Consider the following 21,562-nt stretch of genomic DNA (forward strand, 5'->3'; position numbering starts at 1 on the left):
ATGCTGACCTCACTGTGGATTGGCCTGCGCTTTGTCCATTTCGTCTCCCTGATGGCGGCGTTTGGCGGAGCCTTGTACAGCGGGTGGTGGGCGCCAGTGAGTTTGCGCCGTCTGCTGAGCCATCGTTATCAGGGGATGATGCGCTTATCGCTTTTCGTAAGCGCGATTTCTGCACTGCTGATGATGATGGTGCAGGGTGGGATGATGGGCGATGGCTGGGGCGACGTTGTGCAGCCGGACATCTGGCTGGCGGTGGCGGGTACCCGCTTCGGTGCGATTTGGGTCTGGCAAATTGCGCTGGCGTGGCTGTCGATTGCGGTATTACTGCTTCGTCCGCACCGGGTGATGCCGGTGTTGCTTATTCTGCTGTGCATACAGCTTATCCTTCAGGCCAGTATCGGCCATGCGGCCATGCGTGAGGGATTACCCGGTACTCTGCAGCGCCTCAATCATGCATTACACTTGCTGTTTGCCGCCACCTGGTTTGGTGGACTTCTCCCTTTCCTCTACTGTTTACGGCTGGCCCAGGGGCGCTGGCGGCAACAGGCTATCTACACCATGATGCGGTTTTCGCGCTACGGCCATCTGGCGGTGGGCGGCGTGATTGCCACGGGTATCATTAATGCGCTGCTCATTCAGGGATCGCTGATCGGTGATTCGGCATGGGGCACTATGCTGTTGGTAAAATGTGCGCTGGTGGCGCTGATGGTGGTAATTGCTTTAATGAACCGGTATGTTCTGGTGCCACGATTTGCCTCAAACCCGCAACACGCGCAGCAGATATTTATCCGTACTACCCAGGCAGAGATCCTGCTGGGGGTGCTGGTTCTGCTCGCCGTCAGTCTGTTTGCAACCTGGGAACCCTTCTGATACGAAGATGACGATGATGATGAAGAAAATAGTGCTTTCACTGCTGTTGTTGACGGCAACCTCTGCGGCGTTTGCTGCACCACAGGTGATTACCGTCAGTCGTTTTGAAATTGGTAAAGATAAATGGGCATTCAACCGCGAAGAGGTGATGCTGACCTGCCGTACCGGCAAGGCGTTGTTCGTTATCAACCCCAGTACTCTGGTGCAGTACCCGTTGAATGATGTGGCTGAGGATCAGGTAGCGAAGGGGCAGGTCAACGCGCAGCCCTTAGACGTGATCCGTATCGAAGATCCACAACATAAAGGGCAGAAAATGAGCCTCACCCCCTTTATTGAGCGCGCAGAGAAGCTCTGTTAGTTCATAAAAATATCTGACTGATTTCCAATAAAAAACCGCGGACTTTCTTTGCGAAAGCCCGCGGTTTTAACATTTCTTTGCCGTTTACCGGTGTTTTTTTTCTGACCACTTTTGTCGCGGACTGGAAAACCTGGCACGGTCATCTATTCTTATAGTGCAAGGCGACTTAGCCTGCATTAATGCCAACTTTTAGCGCACGGCTCTCTCCCAAGAGCCATTTCCCTGGACCGAATACAGGAATCGTATTCGGTCTCTTTTTATCTGCTTTACGCATCAAGGCGTTAGCAGGGGATAGCCTAAAACATCCGAAATTTTCCAAATGACGCTGCTTCGGGCTTTTCTTCTTATACCACAACCGATCTGGCCTTAACATTTCTTTTACACAAAAAATCGACAAAATACGCGCGATTACTACAATTCCGGTGAGGGGTGATATTTTCTGAAAATTACAATCGCGCTCTGTTATTTTTGCGCAAAAGCGCGCATGCTGTGCGCAGCGTAGCTACAGCCTCAGTTTCCGGGTTTTGCGTGGTTTACTTTATGTCACCGTGACGTCAAGTTCGCCGACTGTTTTACTGTCACTCGCTCCATATGTACCGCATAAAGAGTGATGAAGGGATTCGTTTTTCCTTACGCGTTACCTGAATCTATACACTCAGAGTAAACACTGATGTCTGTTGCTTTTGATAAATCGCTGCTCCATCCTCGTCACTGGCTGACCTGGTTCGGACTTGGGCTTCTCTGGCTCATCGTTCAGCTTCCTTACCCGCTGCTCTATCTTCTTGGTTCTTCCCTGGGCCGTGCTTCTCGCCGTTTTCTCAAACGCCGGGAGCGAATTGCTGCCCGCAACATTGAGCTTTGCTTTCCTGACATGGATGCCTGTGCGCGCAACAAAATGGTCGAACAAAACTTCATCTCGTTGGGGATGGGGCTGATAGAGACAGGGATGGCATGGTTCTGGAGCGATGCGCGCGTTAAAAAGTGGTTTGATGTTGAAGGATATGAAAACCTGACCCGTGCACTGGAAGCTAAAAAAGGTGTGATGGTGGTGGGGATCCATTTTATGTCGCTTGAGCTCGGTGGCCGGGTGATGGGGCTATGCCGTCCGATGATGGCGACCTATCGCCAGCACAACAGCCCGCTGATGGAATATGTGCAAACCAAAGGGCGTTTACGTTCCAATAAAGCGATGATCGACAGACGTAACCTGCGTGGTCTGGTTCAGGCACTGAAATCAGGAGAAGCCGTATGGTTCGCCCCCGATCAGGATTACGGCCCGAAAGGCAGCGTGTTCGCTCCGTTCTTTTCCGTGCAGGATGCCGCCACAACTAACGGGACCTACGTGCTGTCGAAGCTCTCCGGCTCGGCACTGTTGACCATCACCATGGTGCGCAAAGCGACGAAAGACGGTTATCGCCTGTATATCAGCGAGGCCATCAATGATTATCCGTCAGAGGATGAATTGAAAGCGGCGTGCTTTATGAATCGGATTATTGAGAAGGAAATCCTGCGGGCACCCGACCAATATCTGTGGGTGCATCGTCGCTTTAAAACGCGCCCGGCGGGCGGCACATCGTTGTACTAACGCTTCCCTGCGCCTGAGCGTTTACTCAGGCGCTTCAATTGCTGGATACAGCCAGGTTTCAATCCAGCTGGATACAATCCACACCTGGTCGCTGAAAATAAACCACAACCCAAACGCCAGAACGGCTACTAACAGTAGCAGCAGCGCAATTTCCGTTTTACTCATAACCGCAGCAACCTGAATCTTTAAGAATGTACGTCGTGTCGAGCCTGAACATGACAGGCGATTGCGGGGGTGCAAACGGCCATGCATAGTTTGTGTGCAATGGACAAGATTAGTTCATTGTGCCGGAGGATTATTTTTACGGCAAGCGAGCGTGCGGGGAGAGGGAAACCCTGCTTCCGGGGTATGAAGCAGGGTTGATAGGGTTAGCGCAGCAGGCTATCCACCTGTTCAGCCAGTGAATCCAGGAGCTGGAAGCGGCGACGGTATTCTGAACGTTTCTTGCTGGCAATCTCTTCAATCGATTTACGTTCAAGCTGCAGCGGCAAACGCCAGCGCCATTTTGTTTCTTTAACGCCTTCGACAGACGACCAGAACTCATCGTAACTGGCATGGAAATGACGGCCCTTGCTCAGGCGATAGCGCAGCGCACGGAACACGTGACCGTTGTCGCTCACGCCAGAGACCGCCGTTATGTTGGTGCGGGATGCCAACAGCCAGATGAACTCCATCAGCAGACGTTTCGGGAACAGGCCGTAGCAGGCGCGGGTGGCGTGCTTAATGACTTCATGTGGCACATCACGGCGCGGCCCCTGCAGACCACCAATCACCAGCTGCCAGCCCGCGGCATCACGGGCCACGCTGAACGTCACGCTGGCGAGCAGCGTCCGGCTGTTATCGTGCAGCCACAGCGTGGTTTCACCTTCGCGTTCGGCTTTGCGGGCGCAGGAGGCGGAGAGCGTAAATACCGCATCGTCCTTACCCTGCAGCTGAAGCAACGGCACTTCGTCAGGCGCGGTCATCGCATCGGCGAGACGGGTGTTGCCCAGCGAATCGACAAACTGATAGTGGCTAATGACGGCGTCCGCACGCTGTGCCGCACTCATGCCGAGCGTTAAATACTGGCGGTGCGGTTTGCTCGGCAGGGTGACCTGCGCATTAAGCAGTTGCATGAAATTCGGGCGCTGCGACAGGCTATCCAGCATCCGGTGCGTCGGGCGATAGAAAAGCAGCGTACGCAGCAAAAATTTCAGCCGATACTCGGTTTTTTTCCAGATGGGCGCGGGTGCGAGCTTCCCGGTCACCAGCGCAGAAACCAGGTTCTGGTGCTGGAGTGGCGCCTGAGCGCTGTGCAGGCTGTTATCTGTCACGGTAAATACCCCTTTATCATTCTGAGAATATTGTAAAGGGGAACGGCCTCTGAATTGTCCTGTGCGCTGATTATATTCCGCTTTTGTTTAACCGCTGTTGAGGTAAAAAGATCACATCGCTTTTTGCTTATCGTAATTAGATATTTATTTCTATACTCAAATTTAGGAGGGGAGTTGATTATGTATCAGCGAATATTGGGTCAACACTGGCGACATATCTGGCTGGTGGGCGATTTACACGGTTGTCATCATTTATTGATGACCAAACTTAAATTGCTGAAATTTCACCCCTATGAAGATCTGATTATTTCCGTCGGTGACCTGATTGACCGTGGGAGTGAGAGTTTCCGCTGCCTGTCGCTGCTACCACACCCCTGGTTCAGAGCCATTCGCGGCAATCATGAGCAAATGGCTCTGGATGCGCTCGACAATAACGATATGTCGCTGTGGTTTTCTAATGGTGGCTACTGGTATCAGCAATTAACGTATGAGGAGCAACTCAAAGTAAAAACGTTATTTCAGCTCTGTCGTGAACTCCCCTATATTATTGAACTACAATGCGAAAACGAAGTGCATATTATTGCGCATGCTGACTACCCTGCCACAGTATACGTCTGGCACCAGCCTGTCGATCGTGAGCAGGTATTGTGGAACCGTGAACGACTGGCCGCACATTTAGCCGGGCGTCATCAGCCTATTCGTGGCGCCGACCATTTCTGGTTCGGCCATACGCCGCTTAATGCTCGCTATGATATTGAGAATCAGCATTATATTGATACCGGCGCGGTATTCGGAGGAGAGCTTACGCTGGTGCAACTCCAGTAGTCAGAAATCGCTGTACTGCTGTGCCGGGTGCCAGAAACTGTCGATATAGTCCTCGACCGGATAGCAGCCTCCATGACGAATGCGCTGATCGCTCATCGCAACCAGACACTGTGCCTCCGTGGCATACACGTCCGCCAGTAAATCCTCGCAGCCACCGTCGAGATAACAGATAAACAAGACCAGTGCGTACATCACATCCTCATTATGCGTCACCCGAGATAAGGGTAGCTGATGATGTGGGTGAGGGAAAATAGCAGGAACAAATAACCCGTCTTAGCGACGGGTTCTTTTTGAGTCAGGCAAGGCGCATGACCCAGGCATCGGACTTACGGTCGTAATGTTTACGGAACAGGACGGAATGTTCACCATCAAGAAACGCCGGCACGCTGGTTTCAGCATCCCAGGCATCAAGCTGCATGCATAAATCCGGGTCAGATTTGCAGGGAATGCTTAACGTTCGTTCACCTTGCTGCTCGCCATGCAGCTCGGCATCATCAATTTCAAAGGCACCGATACGTACGCTGGTTTTGGTCATAATGCTCTCCGTTGAACTGCGGGATTGTGGTACGACCAGTTAGGTCGCCCATTTTTCAGCGTAGTCAACGCAGAGCAGATTGCCAGTCAGAAAATGCGGAAAAGTTGTGCGCCGTCACGCATTGCTGGCAAAAAGCCTTCCGTCACGCACCAGCTCGCGCGGGTAGCTGTTTTTGAGACGCGAACCGACTTTTTTGGCTATCCCCAGCGGGAAACCCTGGAAGGTCACGATAACCTCATCTTCTTTTGGCGGATTTTCCGGATAGACATCGCGCCCGCGATACCACTCTTCCGCTTCGGCGAGGGTGAGCGCGAAGCCGGAGGTGTGGCTTTCAGCTAGCGCTATTATGGCCTCATGCTGCCAGCGAAAACCTTTGTTATGCGTTTCTGCAAGGCGCAGGCCGAGGCGTGAGAAACGTACTTTGCCGATGAGGGGTTCAATTTCTGCCGGGAAGAGCCAGATTTCTTTGTCACGCTGCCATAACGTCAGGGTGCGGTCCCAGCGAAGTCCGGAACGGGCGGCGGCTTCGGTAACGGCGGTACTTTCCCGAGTCTTCATCGGCGTGAACGGGAATTTTCCTACCTTGTAACCTGGCGCGGGTAGCGGTGGGATACTGGCCGTCTTACGCAGGCGGGCAACGAAAAAGCCTTCGCAATCGAAAATCTGCGGGAACACGTGCAGATAACCTTCCGGCGTTAACGCCTGTCCGGCTTCGGCAAACAGCGTTTGTAGTGAGACAACCTCCACCGCCTGCGGATACTGGGCTAAAAGCCACGCCACGACCGCTTCATTTTCATCACGGTTCAGGGTACAGGTGGAATAGACCAGCGTACCGCCCGGGCGTAGGGCGTGAAAGGCGCTGTCGATGAGCTCGCGCTGGGTAGCGGCAATGTCAAGATTGCTGGCGACCGACCAGTTTTTCAGCGCGTCGGGATCTTTGCGCACCACGCCTTCACCGGAGCAGGGGGCGTCGAGCAGAATGGCATCGAAGGCTTCAGGCAGCGCGGCGCCGAACACCCTGCCATCGAAATGGGTCAGGGCGATGTTGCGGATCCCGCAGCGGCTGATATTGGCATGCAATACCTTCACCCGGCTGGCGGAAAATTCGTTGGCGAGAATCGCGCCTTCGTTGTCCATCCGTGCGGCAATCTGCGTGGTTTTGGAACCTGGCGCCGCGGCGACGTCCATCACCCGCTGCGGCTGATTGCCATCGGCAAACAGTGCCGCCACCGGCAGCATTGAGCTTGCCTCCTGAATATAGAACAGACCGCTCAGGTGCTCGGCGGTGCTGCCGAGCGGCAGCGCGTCTTCGTCTTCACGCTCAATCCAGAAACCTTCCGCACACCAGGGGACCGGCGTTAACTGCCAACCATAAGGGGCTACCAGCGCCAGAAAATCGGCGACGGTGATTTTCAGCGTATTGACGCGAATGCTGCGGCGCAACGGACGCTGACAGGCGGCCAGAAAATCGTCGAAGGAGAGTTCCGCGGGCATGGCTGCACGCATCTGGAGGAGAAAGTCATCAGGAAGGAATACGGAATTTTGAGCCACGGGGCGCACCACGAAGAAAAACGGGTGCGCAGTTTAGCACAAACGCTCCGGCCAAAAATACCGGAGCGTTTGCGGAATTAACGCGGCAGGGCGGTGCCCCACTCGCGCCACTCTTTAGGTTCAGCCTCCAGCAGCAGGAAGTGTTTGCCTGCCTGCGCCTTCGGCGCCAGCGGGATCCCCGGCGGCGTCGCAAAGGCGATTCCCCCACGGATAAACTGGTTGAAGGTACCGGTTTTCACCACGCCGCCGGTCAGGCCGAAGTCGAGGCTGTAGCCGGAGGCCAGCCAGAAGACCGAGTTATTACGCACCAGGTGCTGATAACGCTGGCTGATACGCATCTCAATCATCACGCGGTCTGAGAGTGAGCCCAGACGCAGGCCGGTGACCGTACCGACTTCAATCCCGCGGAACAGCACCGGCGTACCCACGCCAAGAGCGCCAGCTTCCGAGGCTTCAACCACAATGCTCAGGCCATCAAGGTAGCGAGAGTCGGTAATGGTGGCTTCCTGAAGTTCGAATTCACGACGCAGGCTACCCTTACCAGGCTCAACGTTGACGTAGGGCTGGAGGATCGTGTCGAGGTGCTCCACGCCGGCCGCTGAAATCTGCGGGGTGATAACCGAGAAACGCGTTCCGCTACGGGCGAAGGTATCGACGTATTCCGGATACAGCACCGCCTTCGCCTGCACTTCATTGCGTGCGGTAATCAGCTCCAGCGACTGGATCTGGCCGATGTCGATGCCGAGGTAGCGGATTGGCATGCCTTCCGCCAGCTTTCCGGCGTCAAAGGTGTGCAGCGTAATCTGCCCCCCGACCGCACGGGCGGCGGTTTCAGTCGGATAAAGCAGGCGGTTATTGCCTTTGTTTGCCCCGGCCCCGGTCAGGTTATCGAAGCTGATAGCCCCTTTCAGCGCACGGGAGAGCGGGGAAGCCTGAACGGTCAGACCGCTGCCGTTGAGCTGTACTTTCGCGCCACCTTCGGCCCAGAACACGCTGTTGCTGGTCAGCAGTTTGCGATACTCCGGCTTGATATGCAGATCGATATCAAAAGCGTTAGCGCGCGGTCGCACGGTGATAACTTCCCCAACCTGGAACTTACGGTACAGCACCACGGATCCGGCCTGCACGTCCGGCAGCGTTTCGGCGGTCAGGGTCAGGGTGGTGGTAGGCAGATCGCCAAGGCTGTTTTCAATCGCCTTTTCCAGATTGGCAAACAGCGGATACTCCTGCTTCAGCGGGCCTTTATCGCCGGGAAGAATACGGATCCCGCCGTTAACCCACTCGCTGGCGCTGGCACCTAAAAATTCGACGCCATCAAGACCGACCTTCACATCAACCCGGCTGTTAACCACAAATTTGCTGTCGCCGTGCACCAGGTCGCGGTACTGCGGTTCAATCGCTACCGCGAACGAAACGCCTTTAGCGGTCAGGGTGCGTTCCAGCACCTGGCCTATCTGAATACCGTGCAGAATGACCGGCTGTCCGGCCTCAATGCCGTAGCTTTCCGGCGCTGAGAGCGTCAGGGTAGCGACGCCGGGATCCTGCAGCAGCGTTTTGCTGGCAGGGAGTACGGCAAAGTGGTCGCGGCTGGCGCCTTCGCCCGGTACCAGCTCAAAGGTGTTGCCGGTCAACAGGGCGCTGACGTTAACGTCGGACAGCGAGAGTTTGGGGGCGCGTAGTTCAATTCGCGTATTTTCACGCAGCAGGTTAACCACGCTGGGATCGACGGTCATCTCACCGGTGACGTCGCCGCCTGGGTTGAGCGTCAGTTTGGTTAACTGGCCCACTTCCAGTCCCTGGTACATCAGGGGGGTGGAGCCCGCTTTCAGGCCGTCACCGTCCGGAAGGGCGAGGGTGATGAGAACCCCGCGCTGGCTGTGCGCCAGGTCGGCATACAGACCAAATTCATCGTTTTGTTGTGCAGCGGTGGAGTCATCGGGCGAGTCAAAGGCGATGGCACCGTTGACCAGCGCCGCCAGGCTCTCCAGCTGAACTTTAGCACCGGTCAGGCCGACATCGGCCTTCACCCCGGAGACGTTCCAGAAGCGGCTCCCTTTTTTCACCAGACTGGTGAAGCGGCGATCGATCAGTACGTCAATGGTGACGCCCTGTTTATCGGTGTTGATCGCGTAGTCGTACACGCGGCCCACCGGAATTTTGCGGAAGTAGACCAGCGAGCCGCTGTTGAGCGAACCCAGATCCGGCGCATGCAGATGAATCATCAGCTCGCCATTATTGATTCGGTATTTTGGCTGAGTGTCGAGAGCGGTAAAGTGCGTTTCCGGGTCGCCTTTACCCGGCATCATGCCGATATAGTTACCGCCGACCAGCGCATCGAGACCGGAAACCCCCGCCAGAGAAGCTTTTGGGGTTACCAGCCAGAACTGCGTATCTTTGCGCAGAGCATCTTTCATATCGCCTTTGATGCTGGCGCTGACGGAAATTTTATTCAGATCTTTGCTCAGGCTGATGTCCTGAACGGTACCGACCTCAACCCCCTGGAAACGAACAGGAGTACGTCCAGGCACGATGCCATCTGCAGACATAAAGTCGATGGTTATCGTATTCCCGCGGTCTTCAAAACTGTTCCAGATTAACCACCCGGCAATCATCAGCGCGATGACCGGTAGCAGCCAGAAAGGTGAGATACGGCGCTTTGTTTTAATTCTCGCTTCAGTCGGCGAAGCGGGCGTTTCCTGACTCATGTGCATCCCAAAGTAATCGGCTGTCCAGCCATTCAACTGCAAGAATAGTCAATATTACCGCCGAGCCGAAATAAAACGCAGCGGGACCCATAGTAAAAGCGAGAAGCTGGTCGCGATTAATCAGCGATGTCATCAGCGAAATAACGAACAGATCGAGCATTGACCAACGGCCAATCCAGGTGATGATTCGCAGCAACAGGATACGCGTTCTTAGTCCTTGTTCACACTTAAAATGGATGCTCACCAGCAAGGTAAACAACACAATGATTTTGGTAAACGGCACCAGAATACTGGCGATAAACACAATCCCTGCCACCGCCACGTTACTGTGGGCGAGCGACAGGATACCGGACATGATGGTGTCCTCCTGACGTGCACCGTTGACGTAGATAATGGAGATGGGCAGCAGGTTGGCCGGGATCAGCAACACAATAGAGGCAATCAGCGCCGCCCAACTTTTTTGCAGGCTGTTCTTACGGCGAAAATGCAGCGGCGTATGGCAGCGACGGCAGCGACCACGGCTGTCCGTGAAGCCGGTATAATGGCAATGCACACACACCTGCAGCGCGGAGTTAAAGCGCGTGGCCGGGCGCTCGGGGTAGAAGCGTTCCCAGAGCTGTTCGACGTTCAGATGAATAAGCGTCAGCAGACTCAGCAGCACCAGGCTGATAAACGCCACGAGGCCGATGCCCGGCTGCAGGAAGGCGTAATCCTGAACTTTGATTGAGGCAACGGCGATACCGACCAGATAGATATCCAGCATCACCCACTCTTTGAGCTTCTCCAGCATTAACAACACCGGCCGTAGATTCATGCCGAGAATGTTGCCGAGCCACAGGTAGGCGATAGACACCACCAGCACTACCGGTGCGCCAACGGTGCAGAAGAAGACCATGCTGGCGGTAATCGGGTCGCCTTGCTTCGTCATCTGCCAGATGCCCTGCAGCAGGTTAGCGTCAATACGGATGCCGAGCAGGTGCAGGCGAAGCAGCGGTTCCTCCCAGGCAAATGGCATCAGCAGCAGCATTGCCAGCGCCATCGCGCCAAGCCTTGTCAGGGACCAGTCGCGACCATCGCGGATTTTGGCATTACACTGTGGGCAGAACGCGCTCTGATGAGATTTCATCAAAGGTAACAAAAACAGCGTATCGCATTCCGGACAGCGTTGATAATGTGCCCTGGGAAGAGGATCGCTGACCGCCTGAACGGTGATTTTTTTAGCGGGCGTTATGTGTGGTGTTTTAAGGGCCATTTATTACATACGCAAATATGAGGTATAAGACTAAGTACTATCTTAACTCATGAATGGATTCATCTTGAGCCCGGCCGCATTTAATGCTTATTTTATAGGGCGATGCCCGGTAGGCTACCGGGTGTGAAGTAAGACAACCAAGTGATTATATAATGAACAAAACAGAATTTTACGCGGATCTGAACCGCGATTTTCAGGCGTTAATGGCAGGCGAAACCAGTTTTCTGGCGACTCTCTCTAATTTGAGCGCGCTGCTGTACGAGCGTCTTGATGAGGTTAACTGGGCCGGTTTTTACCTGCTGGAAGGCGAAACGTTAGTGCTGGGGCCGTTCCAGGGCAAAATTGCCTGCGTACGTATCCCGGTTGGCCGCGGAGTTTGTGGCACCGCGGTGGCAGAAAATCGCATTCAGCGTGTCGATGATGTTCATGCTTTCGCAGGACACATTGCTTGTGATGCGGCAAGTAATGCTGAAATCGTATTGCCGATCAGCGTGAACAATCAGATTATTGGTGTACTGGATATCGACAGCGTCACGTATTCCCGCTTCAACGCAGAGGATGAGCAGGGCTTGCGGGAGCTTGTCGGGCACCTTGAAAAGCTGCTTGCAGACACCGATTATCAAAAATTCTTTGCGCAGGTCGCAGGATAATCAACGGATAACGTAGCATTTAGCGATGGCGTCATTATAATGTCGCCTGTTCATGCCTGCGGCTAGTTGGCTACGTCCGTTGTAATCAGGAAATTTCATGGAAAATCAACCTAAGTTGAACAGCAGTAAAGAAGTAATCGCATTCCTGGCCGAACGTTTTCCGCACTGTTTCAGTGCTGAAGGCGAAGCGCGCCCCCTGAAAGTTGGTATCTTTCAGGATCTCGTTGCACGCGTTGAGGGGGAAATGAACCTCAGCAAAACCCAACTCCGTTCGGCTTTACGCCTGTACACTTCAAGCTGGCGTTACCTGTACGGTATCAAGCCAGGCGCAACGCGTGTCGACCTCGACGGTAACCCATGTGGGGAACTGGACGAGCAGCACGTGCAGCATGCGCGCCAGCAGTTGGAAGAGGCCAAAGCGCGAGTTCAGGCTCAGCGTATGGAGCAGCAGGCGAAGAAACGTGAAGCCGCTGCCGCCGCAGGCGAGCAGGAAGAGACGCCGCGCCGTGAGCGTAAACCACGCCCGCAGACTCGCCGTCCGGAAGGTGCTGAGCGTAAACCTCGTGCTGCTAAACCTGCTGCCAAACCTCAGCGCGCACCGCGTGAAGAGCCGAAACTGACGCCGGTTTCCGATCTCTCCGTGCTGTCCGTTGGGCAATCTCTGAAAGTCAAAGCAGGTAACAATGCTATGGACGCCACTGTACTGGAGATCACCAAAGATGGCGTTCGTGTACAGCTGACTTCTGGTATGTCAATGATTGTACGCGCAGAACACCTGGTGTTCTGAAACGGAGGCCTGGCCAGGCATGAACACATTTTTTAAGCTCACCGCGCTTGCTGGCCTGTTTGCAATAACAGGCCACGCCTTCGCCGTGGACGATATTACGCGCGCTGATCAAATTCCTGTTCTTAAGGAAGAAGCTCAGCACGCGACGGTGAGTGAGCGTGTGACCTCGCGGTTTACGCGTTCCCATTACCGTCAGTTCGATCTCGACAAGGCTTTTTCGGCGAAGATTTTCGACCGTTACCTTAATCTGCTGGATTACAGTCATAACGTACTGCTGGCCAGCGATATCGAACAGTATGCGGCGAAAAAAGGCGAAATCGGTGACGAACTGCGCACCGGCAAGCTCGATGTTTTCTACGACCTGTTCAACCTGGCGCAGAAACGTCGCTTCGAACGCTATCAGTATGCGTTGAAGGTGCTGGAACGTCCGATGGACTTTACCGGCAACGATACCTTCAATCTTGACCGCAGTAAGGCACCGTGGCCAACAACGGAAGCCGAGCTGAATGCCCTGTGGGACGGCAAGGTGAAGTATGACGAGCTGAGTCTGAAACTGGCCGGGAAAAACGATCAGGAAATTCGTGATACGTTGACCCGTCGCTATAAGTCGGCGATCCGTCGTCTGGCGCAGACCAACAGCGAAGATGTGTTCTCGCTGGCGATGACCTCCTTCGCGCACGAAATCGATCCGCATACTAACTATCTTTCTCCGCGCAACACCGAGCAGTTTAATACCGAAATGAGCCTGTCTCTGGAAGGTATTGGCGCCGTGCTGCAGATGGACGACGACTACACCATGATTAACTCCATGGTCGCAGGCGGTCCGGCGGCGAAGAGTAAAGCTATCAGCGTTGGCGATCGCATTGTTGGCGTCGGTCAGACCGGCAAAGCCATGGTGGATGTGATTGGCTGGCGTCTGGATGACGTGGTCGCGCTTATCAAAGGGCCGAAGGGCAGCAAAGTGCGCCTGGAGATCCTGCCTGCTGGTAAGGGCACCAAAACCCGCATCGTGACCCTGACGCGTGAGCGCATTCGTCTGGAAGACCGTGCGGTGAAAATGTCGGTGAAAACCGTCGGCAAAGAGAAAATCGGCGTTCTCGATATTCCTGGTTTCTACGTTGGCCTGACCGATGACGTGAAGGTTCAGCTACAGAAGCTTGAGAAGCAGAACGTGAGCGGCATTATCATCGATCTGCGCAGCAACGGCGGCGGGGCGCTGACCGAAGCGGTATCGCTTTCCGGTCTGTTTATTCCGTCTGGCCCGGTGGTGCAGGTACGTGATAACAACGGCAAGGTGCGTGAAGACAGCGACACCGACGGCGTGGTGTATTACAAAGGCCCGCTGGTGGTACTGGTCGATCGTTTCAGTGCCTCGGCGTCTGAAATCTTCGCTGCGGCGATGCAGGATTATGGCCGCGCGCTGATTGTTGGTGAGCCAACCTTCGGTAAAGGTACCGTTCAGCAGTATCGTTCTCTGAACCGTATCTACGACCAAATGCTGCGCCCTGAATGGCCGGCGCTGGGCTCTGTCCAGTACACCATTCAGAAGTTCTACCGCATCAACGGCGGCAGTACTCAGCGTAAAGGTGTAGTACCGGACATCATGATGCCAACCGGCAGTGAAGAGACGGAAACCGGCGAGAAGTTCGAAGACAACGCGTTGCCGTGGGACAGTATCAATGCGGCGACCTACGTCAAGACCGGCGACATGCAGACCTTCGAACCGGAGCTGCTGAAGCTGCACGATGACCGTATCGCGAAAGATCCGGAATTCCAGTACATCATGAAAGACATTGCGCGCTTCAATGCCCAGAAGGCAAAACGCAATATCGCTTCTCTCAATTACGCTCAGCGTGAGAAAGAGAACGAGGAAGATGATGCGACTCGTCTGGCGCGGATTAACGATCGCTATAAGCGTGAAGGTAAACCACCGCTCAAGAAACTTGATGATTTGCCAAAAGATTATCAGGAGCCAGATCCGTATCTGGATGAAACGGTGAAAATCGCACTGGATCTGGCGAAAGCCGAGAAAGCGCGACCGGCAGAACAACCGGCACCAACAAAATAATCCCCCAACAGGCACAAGCAATTGTGCCTGTTTTTTTTCCTTTCTTATTACATGTAAGTTACACGCATTTTAAATGTAAAGTTGTGTCTTTCTCGTGACTTAGCCGCCGTCAACACTTGAAAATAAGCGTAATGCCCCTACGATGTGGGTAATCGCATAGTGCGTATTGTTAGAACGAGGTTAAAAGAAAATTATGATGCGGATCGCGCTTTTCCTGCTGACCAACCTGGCCGTTATGGTTGTGTTCGGGCTGGTACTGAGCCTGACAGGAATTCAGTCGAGCAGCATGACAGGGCTGTTAATCATGGCTCTGCTTTTTGGTTTCGGTGGTTCTATCGTTTCGCTGATGATGTCGAAATGGATGGCGCTGAAATCAGTGGGAGGTGAAGTCATTGAGCAACCACGCAATGAAACTGAAAACTGGCTGATTAATACCGTGGCACAGCAGGCTCGCCAGGCGGGTATCGCCATGCCACAGGTTGCAATTTACCACGCACCGGATATCAACGCGTTTGCTACCGGCGCGCGGCGTGATGCTTCCCTGGTGGCTGTCAGCACCGGGCTTTTGCAAAACATGAGCCGTGACGAAGCAGAAGCGGTTATCGCCCATGAAATCAGCCATATTGCAAACGGCGACATGGTCACCATGACCCTGATTCAGGGTATTGTTAACACCTTCGTTATCTTTATCTCGCGCGTGATTGCGCAGATTGCGGCAGGTTTCCTCGGCGGCAACCGTGATGAAGGTGAGTCCAGCAACGGCAACCCGCTTATCTACTTCGCGGTCGCCACCGTGCTGGAACTGGTGTTTGGTATTCTGGCGAGCATCATTACCATGTGGTTCTCCCGTCATCGTGAATTCCATGCCGACGCCGGTTCGGCAAAACTGGTGGGTCGCGAGAAAATGATTGCTGCGCTGCAGCGTCTGAAAACCAGCTACGAGCCGCAGGAGGCCAGCAGCATGATGGCGTTTTGTATCAACGGCAAAGCGAAGTCAATGAGCGAGCTGTTCATGACGCACCCGCCGCTGGACAAACGTATTGAAGCACTGCGCAGCGGCGAATATCTGAAATAACCGCCGCCGGAGAAGAACTGAAAAGCGCGTCCATCGCTGGACGCGCTTTTTTTATGCTGCCGGTTTTTTCTCCCCGGCGGCTGGGGTCGGAGCAGGGGCTGCAGGGCGTGCCTGCGGCACGCTGTCACAGGGTTTCTCTTTAGGGCAAATGAGGTCGAGCATTTTCAACGTCACGCCGTTGGTCCAGCCGAAGCCGTCCTGCAGCGGGTACTCACCGCCGCCACCGCCTGTACCGGTGGTCGTGACATCATATTTCTCGACCAGCTTCTGCTCGCGGTCATAGGTGTGCTGGACGTTGGTCAGGAACCGCCAGCTCACCTCCATCGCGATTTTCTCCTTACCGTAGTTCTGCAGGCCCTCTGCTGCGACCCACTGCAGCGGCGCCCAGCCGTTAGGGGCATCCCATTGCTGGCCGCTGTTGACGGTGGTTGTCGCTATCCCGCCCGGCTTCAGCAGCCGTTGTTCGGTCGCTGAGGCGATCTTCGCGGCGCGCTCGCTTGAGGCGGCGTTAACATACAGCGGGAACAGCGCCGCGGCGGTCAGCTGATTACGGACTTTGTGGCTTTTCAGATCGTAATCGGCGTACCAGCCCTCTTTGTCATTCCACAGGTATTTCTCCATCGCTTTCTGACGGGCCGTCGCCAGGGCTTCATATTTCGCGGCGTTAGCGCTGTCGCCTGCGGCCTTGCTGGCGATGGCGATCGTCTTCTCCATTTTGAACATCAGTGCGTTCAAATCGACCGGAACGATGCTGGTGGTGCGAATGGTGGCGAGCTTTTGCGGATCATCCATCCAGCGAGAGCTGAAGTCCCAGCCCGAGGCGGCAGCCGAGCGCAGATCGCGATAAATCTCCGTCGCGGGGCGGTTGGGGTTGCTCTTCGCGGTGTTGACGTCGTCAAGCCACGATTCCGGACGCGGGGTATCGTTGTCATCCCAGTAGCGGTTGAGCACCGCGCCGTCGGCCAGCTTGACGACCCGATGATGGCTTTGCCCCGGCTGCAGGGTATCAACACCCTCCATCCAGTAGTCGTGCTCTTTCATCATTTGCGGCAGATAGGTTTTCAGGGCACTGTCGCCTTCGTGGGTGGCCAGAAGTTCTACCATCAGAGCAAAGAAGGGCGGCTGCGAACGGCTCAGGTAGTAGCTGCGGTTACCGTTTGGGATATGACCCCAGCTGTCGAGCTCAGCGGCAAAGTTAGCCACCATATCGCTGACTTTATCCCAGTGGTCGCTTTCTGCGAGACCCAGCATCGTGAAGTAACTGTCCCAGTAATATACCTCGCGAAAACGCCCGCCGGGCACCACGTAGGGTTTTGGCAGCGGCAGCAGCGAATCCCACTTAGCCACGCTTTCGGTGGAGCGGGTCAGTACCGGCCACAGGCCATCAATGTGCTGGCGCAGCGTCTGATCTTTTGGTGGTACATACTTCTCTTTCTCTGCCGGCAGCGTGAAGTTCACATCAACAAAATGGCGCAGATCAAAACTACTCTGGCTCTTTTGCATCCGATAATCGGCCAGAATCATCAGCGGATCGCTGTTGGGTATCGCGTCGGCAAAGGTTTTCTGATCGGGGAATAGCCTGGCGCTTTGTACGTCGTTAAACAGCGGCCCGAGCAGAACATCCGGCGAAGCGGGAGGGCTGGCAGGGGCATCATCAGCCCGGGTGAGAGGTGCAGCGCTCAGCAGCGCACCACAGAGCGCTATTCGCAGCGCTAATGCCAGTGCATCAGGGCGGCGCAGTACAGGTTTTGTCATCGAGTCTTCTCCTTGTAAAACTGAACAGCGGTGCCGCTGTAAACAACCCTCTGAAAACCTTAGCCGATTTTTTCTTTTCCGGCGTGGCGAACCCCGCATTTTACGCAGAACCAGACAATTTACCCTTGCGTGAGAAAACGGAAGTGCAAGGAAATAAATATATTATAAAACTGCTGTATAAATACTCTGGCTAAATAAGCGGATTCAATAAATAAGAAATCCCTTAGTTGATGTGTGAGGTTGTTATGCAAATAAATAAGCTGCACACAAGATATTTCACGTGCACGATCACACAAAATAAAAAACATAAAATAGTAATCAAAAAACATAATGGATCGTATGTGGTGCTCTGTATGAAATTACTCTCCAGAAAATAGCATTGCCCTTATTAAAGGAGGCGTTATGGAAAATGCACAACGGATCCCAATTCGGGAGAAAATAGGTTACAGCCTGGGGGATGCCGCCAGCCATATTGTATTTGATTCGTCGGTCGCTATTCTTGCTTATTTTTATACCGATATTTATGGTTTGCCCCCGGCGGTCATGGGCACCATGTTTTTACTGGTACGTTTATTAGATGCGGTGACCGATCCGGTGATGGGCGCGATTGCGGATGCCACCCATACCCGATGGGGGCGCTTTCGCCCCTGGCTGCTGGCTATCTGCGTCCCGTTCGCCGTCAGCTGTGTGCTGGTCTACACCATTCCTGACTTCAGCGAAAGCGGGAAAGTCACCTATGCCGTTGCCGCCTATATCTTTATGACGCTGATGTATACCGCCATCAATATTCCCTATTGTTCGTTGGGGGCGGCACTGACCGCCGATCCGGATGAGAATCTGTCGCTGCAGTCGTGGCGTTTTGCCATTACTCCGGTAGGCGGGGCGCTGGGTACCGCCTTTATTCTTCCTCTGGCTGACTATCTGTATCCGGCGGATCGGGCGGCAGGGATCCAGCTGGCGATGGCGATTTTTGGCGCACTGGGATGCCTGATGTTTATCATCTGTTTTTTCACCACCACAGAGCGCGTGCAGCCGATAAAAGAGGAGAATCTCAATATTGCCCGCGATGTCAGGGTGCTGTTTCGCAACGAGCAGTGGCTGATCCTCTCCGTGTATAACTTCACGATGCTGGTGGCGGTTGTCATTCGCGGCGGGGCGGTGGTGTATTACGTGAATACGGTGCTGAACAGAGGCGCGGACATTATCTCCCTGTTTATGCTGGGCGGCATGTTCGCCTCGATGTTTGGCTCTGTCCTGGCGAAGCCGTTCGGCACTCGTTTTTGCAAGGTCAGGCTCTCTTTCTGGGTCAATATTTTCAATGCGTTACTCGGGCTTGCCTGTTTCTGGCTCCCGGTACAGTGGTGGGTGATACCGCTGGCGGCACACGTCATTATTCAGGTCGTGCAGGGAGGTAACGGTGCGCTGCAGTGGTCAATGATTACTGATGCCAATAATTACGGCGAGTGGAAAACGCAGCGGCGTATTACAGGAATGAATATTGCCGCCAATATCTTTGTTATTAAATTAGGGGTTGCCGTCGGTGGTGCCATTCTGGGATGGGTACTGGCTGGCTTTAATTACCAGGCGGGTAGTTCGGTACAAACGGCTACGGCAGTACAGGGTGTGGTGCTGTTATTTTCTGTCATTCCTTCGCTTTTTTATTTATTAGCCGCCCTGGCGATAAAGTTCTACGGCTTGAAAGCATCGGTAATGAATAACGTGGTGAATGATTTGAGAAACGGGGAATTTTGCAAGGATTAATCATTTTCACTGATGGCTTCTTTTTTATTATCAGTAATGACAAGGACTAAAAGTATGAAAATAAAATATATAGCGATGGCTATCGCCGGGCTTTGCTGCGCGCAGGCGTTAGCCACCAATACCTCCAGCGGAATTGAGCAAAAACTTGTGGAGCTGGAAAGCCGCCTGGCGAGCGCAGAGCAACGCGCAGCCAACGCTGAAGCTCAGATACAGGCGCTACAGCAGCAGAGCGTAAAGACCCCACCTTCTGCGACAGTTAGCGTACAGTCGGAACAAGCGGCGGCAGCGGCGCCGCAGGACGTGCTCCCCAAACTGACGCTTTCAGGTTACGGAGACCTGAAAATCTACGGTGACGTCGAATTCAATATGGACGCCGCCAGCCGGACCGGCAGCCTTACCTCTTTACACCCCACGGCTAACAGCGACTGGGCATCGGGTGGCAATGAGCGTTGGGATATCAATGGTCGTATTTTGCTGGGCTTCGACGGCTACCGGCGGATGGATAACGGCTATTTTGCTGGATTCTCAGCGCAGCCGCTCGCCGATATGACCGGTTCGATGAACCTTGATGATGCGGTGTTCTTCTTCGGTCAGGAGAACGACTGGAAGGTGAAAGTCGGGCGCTTCGAGGCGTGGGATATGTTCCCGCTGAATCAGGATACGTTTGTTGAGTATTCCGGTAATACCGCCAACGATCTTTACAGCGACGGCTACGGCTATATCTACATGATGAAAGAGGGGCGCGGACGCAGCGACAGCGGGGGGAGTTTCCTCATGAGTAAAACCCTCGGGAACTGGTATTTTGAAGTGAACACCTTGCTGGAAGACGGCAGCGCACTGTTTGTTGATAAGCAGTATCACGGGGCTGAACTGGTGAACGATAAGAACGTTGCCTATGTGCGCCCGGTGATTGCCTGGCAGAATGGGCGCTTCTCCACGGCAATCGCCATGGAAAGCAACCTTGTCAACAATGCTTATGGCTACCGTGACAGCAGCGGGCGTTGGGTCGATCAGTCCGATCGCACCGGATACGGCTGGACCATGACCTGGAACGGACAACAGACCGATCCGCAGGACGGTGTCGTCGTTAATCTCAGCACCGCGTATCTGGATGCCGTCGACGAAACCGACTTTACCGCCGGGGTGAATGCGCTATGGCATAACGTTGAGTTGGGCTACATTTACGCACATAACAATATCGACCGCTTTGATTCCGCAACCTTTGACGCAGACTGTGGCGGTGACTGCTGGGTGACCGATCCGGGGAGCTACGATATTCATACCATTCATGCCTCTTACCTGTTCCCCAACGTGATGAATATGAAAAACTTCAATATTTATCTCGGGGCTTACGCCTCGTGGGTCGAATCTGACCCGAAAGAGGGGAACGGTAGCGAAGATTCACGCTATGGTGGTCGCGTGCGTTTCAAATATTACTTCTGACCGCTTCACGCATAGCGCCGGGGGGCTGCCCGACGATGCGCTTAAAGGCGCGACTGAAGGCGGCAACAGAGCTGTAGCCCAACTGGAGCGCGACCGTTTCAATCGGTTGCTGCTCCTGGCTGATGTACTGTACGGCAAGGCGCATTCTGAGCTCGCTCAGGTAGCGGGCCGGGGTGCTGCCGGTGGCAGCAAGAAAACGTTCGGCGAAGACCGAGCGTGACGTCCCGGCTTCGCGCGCCAGCGTCTCCACGCTCCAGTTGACGCCCGGCTGCTGGTGCATGGCGTAGATGGCGCGGCTCAGCTTCGGATCGCGCAACACCTGCACCCAGCCGGTAGCGCTGCCGCAGCCGGATTCGACCCAACCGCGTACGATAAGGGCTGCGACCACGTCAGCCAGTCGCGCGAGGATCCCGGCGAACCCGACCTGGCGAGTCAGTGATTCGCGCTCCATCGCCGCCAGCAGCGGGTGAATTTCCGGCCAGGTCGACAGCAGTGAACTTACCAGCATCACCTCCGGCATCGCTCTGACCAGCGGCTGCATCCCGCCGAGTTCGAAATCCATGCAGCCGCTAAAGATAACGGCATTGTCCGTGGCATCGGTCTCAGTCCCGCACTGGCGGATGGCGCAGACCGAGCTGCAGATTGGCTCACTCGGACAGGCGGAAATGGGGGTAACGCTGGCCTCCGCGTCGGACAGCAGCATATGGCTATCCCCGTTGGGGATAAACAGCGCATCGCCGGTATTAAGCATCCACGTTTTGCCGCCTGCGATGCGCAGTAATACCGGGCCACGACTGACAAAGTGAAACTGCGCCCGCCCGGGAGCCTGTTCAAAACCTACGCCAAAGGGCGGGCTGACCTCAATACGGCGGTACTTCACGCCGGATAAGCGCATACCGCGTAAAAGCTCGCTGATTAAATCGGGATGGTGATGAGCGCTCATCGCAACTCCGGACGGATAGTCAATAAATGAAGATTATATGTCATAGATCGTCCACGGGGAACTTTCTATGCTTTGCGACAGTTGTC

At 54.6% G+C, this 21,562-nt stretch carries 19 protein-coding genes; 10 read left to right on the forward strand and 9 right to left on the reverse strand.

Annotated elements, in window-relative coordinates; genetic code table 11:
• The 3 genes from copD to lpxP all read left to right on the forward strand — a co-directional run bounded on the left by copD (window position 1) and on the right by lpxP (window position 2,813).
• Window positions 1-870 (forward strand): copper homeostasis membrane protein CopD, encoded by an 870-nt coding sequence (copD, locus tag GYRE_RS17040; protein WP_006820392.1) that lies wholly within the window; start codon window positions 1-3, stop codon window positions 868-870.
• A gap of 16 nt (window positions 871-886) precedes the next feature.
• Window positions 887-1,228: a YebY family protein gene (locus GYRE_RS17045; protein ID WP_087943312.1), complete on the forward strand. Its 342-nt coding sequence runs from the start codon at window positions 887-889 to the stop codon at window positions 1,226-1,228.
• A gap of 670 nt (window positions 1,229-1,898) precedes the next feature.
• Window positions 1,899-2,813 carry a kdo(2)-lipid IV(A) palmitoleoyltransferase gene (gene lpxP, locus GYRE_RS17050; RefSeq protein ID WP_038256886.1) on the forward strand — a complete coding sequence of 305 codons (915 nt, stop codon included), beginning with the start codon at window positions 1,899-1,901 and terminating at the stop codon, window positions 2,811-2,813.
• A gap of 21 nt (window positions 2,814-2,834) precedes the next feature.
• On the opposite strand, the gene GYRE_RS24590 is transcribed toward lpxP, so the two are convergent.
• Both GYRE_RS24590 and GYRE_RS17055 read right to left on the reverse strand, forming a co-directional pair.
• A complete protein-coding gene (locus tag GYRE_RS24590) occupies window positions 2,835-2,978 on the reverse strand; it encodes an Ecr family regulatory small membrane protein (protein WP_006820387.1) in 144 nt (47 codons plus the stop codon).
• Window positions 2,979-3,181: 203 nt separating this feature from the next.
• Window positions 3,182-4,126, reverse strand: a complete 945-nt coding sequence (locus GYRE_RS17055; protein ID WP_038256888.1) for a VirK/YbjX family protein — start codon at window positions 4,124-4,126, stop codon at window positions 3,182-3,184.
• A 180-nt stretch (window positions 4,127-4,306) separates the two neighbouring features.
• On the opposite strand from GYRE_RS17055, the gene pphA reads away from it, so the two are divergent.
• Window positions 4,307-4,951, forward strand: coding sequence for a protein-serine/threonine phosphatase (gene pphA, locus GYRE_RS17060; RefSeq protein ID WP_038256890.1), 645 nt, complete (start codon window positions 4,307-4,309; stop codon window positions 4,949-4,951).
• On the opposite strand, the gene GYRE_RS17065 is transcribed toward pphA, so the two are convergent.
• The 5 genes from GYRE_RS17065 to yebS all read right to left on the reverse strand — a co-directional run bounded on the left by GYRE_RS17065 (window position 4,952) and on the right by yebS (window position 10,994).
• Window positions 4,952-5,143, reverse strand: a complete 192-nt coding sequence (locus GYRE_RS17065) for a YdfD/YebW family protein (protein ID WP_006820384.1) — start codon at window positions 5,141-5,143, stop codon at window positions 4,952-4,954.
• A gap of 103 nt (window positions 5,144-5,246) precedes the next feature.
• The gene (locus GYRE_RS17070) at window positions 5,247-5,486 is read right to left on the reverse strand and encodes a YebV family protein (protein WP_006820383.1); all 240 of its coding nucleotides are present in this window, start codon (window positions 5,484-5,486) and stop codon (window positions 5,247-5,249) included.
• 114 nt (window positions 5,487-5,600) lie between these two features.
• Window positions 5,601-7,037 carry a 16S rRNA (cytosine(1407)-C(5))-methyltransferase RsmF gene (gene rsmF / locus GYRE_RS17075; protein WP_051860991.1) on the reverse strand — a complete coding sequence of 479 codons (1,437 nt, stop codon included), beginning with the start codon at window positions 7,035-7,037 and terminating at the stop codon, window positions 5,601-5,603.
• Window positions 7,038-7,114: 77 nt separating this feature from the next.
• Window positions 7,115-9,742 carry a PqiB family protein gene (locus GYRE_RS17080; RefSeq protein WP_006820381.1) on the reverse strand — a complete coding sequence of 876 codons (2,628 nt, stop codon included), beginning with the start codon at window positions 9,740-9,742 and terminating at the stop codon, window positions 7,115-7,117.
• On the reverse strand, window positions 9,711-10,994 hold the full coding sequence (gene yebS / locus GYRE_RS17085; protein WP_038256895.1) for a membrane integrity lipid transport subunit YebS: 1,284 nt from the start codon (window positions 10,992-10,994) through the stop codon (window positions 9,711-9,713). The genes GYRE_RS17080 and yebS overlap by 32 nt, the downstream gene beginning before the upstream one ends.
• 152 nt (window positions 10,995-11,146) lie before the next feature.
• Between yebS and GYRE_RS17090 the strand changes: the two genes are divergently transcribed.
• The 4 genes from GYRE_RS17090 (at window position 11,147) to htpX (ending at window position 15,574) form a co-directional block, all read left to right on the forward strand.
• Entirely contained in the window at window positions 11,147-11,644 is a 498-nt protein-coding gene (locus GYRE_RS17090) for a GAF domain-containing protein (RefSeq protein WP_038256897.1), read from the forward strand.
• A 97-nt stretch (window positions 11,645-11,741) separates the two neighbouring features.
• Window positions 11,742-12,431 carry an RNA chaperone ProQ gene (proQ, locus tag GYRE_RS17095; protein WP_006820378.1) on the forward strand — a complete coding sequence of 230 codons (690 nt, stop codon included), beginning with the start codon at window positions 11,742-11,744 and terminating at the stop codon, window positions 12,429-12,431.
• A 19-nt stretch (window positions 12,432-12,450) separates the two neighbouring features.
• Window positions 12,451-14,499, forward strand: a complete 2,049-nt coding sequence (prc, locus tag GYRE_RS17100) for a carboxy terminal-processing peptidase (protein WP_006820377.1) — start codon at window positions 12,451-12,453, stop codon at window positions 14,497-14,499.
• Window positions 14,500-14,692: 193 nt separating this feature from the next.
• Complete coding sequence (gene htpX / locus GYRE_RS17105; protein WP_038256900.1) at window positions 14,693-15,574, forward strand: protease HtpX; 882 nt, start codon at window positions 14,693-14,695, stop codon at window positions 15,572-15,574.
• A gap of 51 nt (window positions 15,575-15,625) precedes the next feature.
• Here the strand turns inward: htpX and GYRE_RS17110 are convergent, their stop codons facing one another.
• Window positions 15,626-17,329 carry an alpha,alpha-trehalase gene (locus GYRE_RS17110; RefSeq protein WP_038256902.1) on the reverse strand — a complete coding sequence of 568 codons (1,704 nt, stop codon included), beginning with the start codon at window positions 17,327-17,329 and terminating at the stop codon, window positions 15,626-15,628.
• 402 nt (window positions 17,330-17,731) lie between these two features.
• Between GYRE_RS17110 and GYRE_RS17115 the strand changes: the two genes are divergently transcribed.
• Both GYRE_RS17115 and GYRE_RS17120 read left to right on the forward strand, forming a co-directional pair.
• Entirely contained in the window at window positions 17,732-19,090 is a 1,359-nt protein-coding gene (locus tag GYRE_RS17115; RefSeq protein WP_038256904.1) for a glycoside-pentoside-hexuronide (GPH):cation symporter, read from the forward strand.
• A gap of 54 nt (window positions 19,091-19,144) precedes the next feature.
• The gene (locus GYRE_RS17120) at window positions 19,145-20,533 is read left to right on the forward strand and encodes a carbohydrate porin (protein ID WP_038256906.1); all 1,389 of its coding nucleotides are present in this window, start codon (window positions 19,145-19,147) and stop codon (window positions 20,531-20,533) included.
• Here the strand turns inward: GYRE_RS17120 and GYRE_RS17125 are convergent.
• Window positions 20,517-21,476 carry an AraC family transcriptional regulator gene (locus GYRE_RS17125; protein WP_038256908.1) on the reverse strand — a complete coding sequence of 320 codons (960 nt, stop codon included), beginning with the start codon at window positions 21,474-21,476 and terminating at the stop codon, window positions 20,517-20,519. The genes GYRE_RS17120 and GYRE_RS17125 overlap by 17 nt on opposite strands.
• Window positions 21,477-21,562 lie beyond the last annotated feature (86 nt).

The sequence above is a fragment of the Yokenella regensburgei ATCC 49455 genome (assembly GCF_000735455.1).
Taxonomy (GTDB): Bacteria; Pseudomonadota; Gammaproteobacteria; order Enterobacterales; family Enterobacteriaceae; genus Yokenella; species Yokenella regensburgei.

Coding starts and splice junctions, on each gene's coding strand:
- copD (WP_006820392.1), top strand. CDS start 1: ATGCTGACCTCACTGTGGATTGGCCTGCGCTTTGTCCATTTCGTCTCC.
- GYRE_RS17045 (WP_087943312.1), top strand. CDS start 887: ATGATGAAGAAAATAGTGCTTTCACTGCTGTTGTTGACGGCAACCTCT.
- lpxP (WP_038256886.1), top strand. CDS start 1,899: ATGTCTGTTGCTTTTGATAAATCGCTGCTCCATCCTCGTCACTGGCTG.
- GYRE_RS24590 (WP_006820387.1), bottom strand. CDS start 2,978: ATGAGTAAAACGGAAATTGCGCTGCTGCTACTGTTAGTAGCCGTTCTG.
- pphA (WP_038256890.1), top strand. CDS start 4,307: ATGTATCAGCGAATATTGGGTCAACACTGGCGACATATCTGGCTGGTG.
- GYRE_RS17065 (WP_006820384.1), bottom strand. CDS start 5,143: ATGTACGCACTGGTCTTGTTTATCTGTTATCTCGACGGTGGCTGCGAG.
- GYRE_RS17070 (WP_006820383.1), bottom strand. CDS start 5,486: ATGACCAAAACCAGCGTACGTATCGGTGCCTTTGAAATTGATGATGCC.
- GYRE_RS17080 (WP_006820381.1), bottom strand. CDS start 9,742: ATGAGTCAGGAAACGCCCGCTTCGCCGACTGAAGCGAGAATTAAAACA.
- yebS (WP_038256895.1), bottom strand. CDS start 10,994: ATGGCCCTTAAAACACCACACATAACGCCCGCTAAAAAAATCACCGTT.
- GYRE_RS17090 (WP_038256897.1), top strand. CDS start 11,147: ATGAACAAAACAGAATTTTACGCGGATCTGAACCGCGATTTTCAGGCG.
- proQ (WP_006820378.1), top strand. CDS start 11,742: ATGGAAAATCAACCTAAGTTGAACAGCAGTAAAGAAGTAATCGCATTC.
- prc (WP_006820377.1), top strand. CDS start 12,451: ATGAACACATTTTTTAAGCTCACCGCGCTTGCTGGCCTGTTTGCAATA.
- htpX (WP_038256900.1), top strand. CDS start 14,693: ATGATGCGGATCGCGCTTTTCCTGCTGACCAACCTGGCCGTTATGGTT.
- GYRE_RS17110 (WP_038256902.1), bottom strand. CDS start 17,329: ATGACAAAACCTGTACTGCGCCGCCCTGATGCACTGGCATTAGCGCTG.
- GYRE_RS17115 (WP_038256904.1), top strand. CDS start 17,732: ATGGAAAATGCACAACGGATCCCAATTCGGGAGAAAATAGGTTACAGC.
- GYRE_RS17120 (WP_038256906.1), top strand. CDS start 19,145: ATGAAAATAAAATATATAGCGATGGCTATCGCCGGGCTTTGCTGCGCG.
- GYRE_RS17125 (WP_038256908.1), bottom strand. CDS start 21,476: ATGAGCGCTCATCACCATCCCGATTTAATCAGCGAGCTTTTACGCGGT.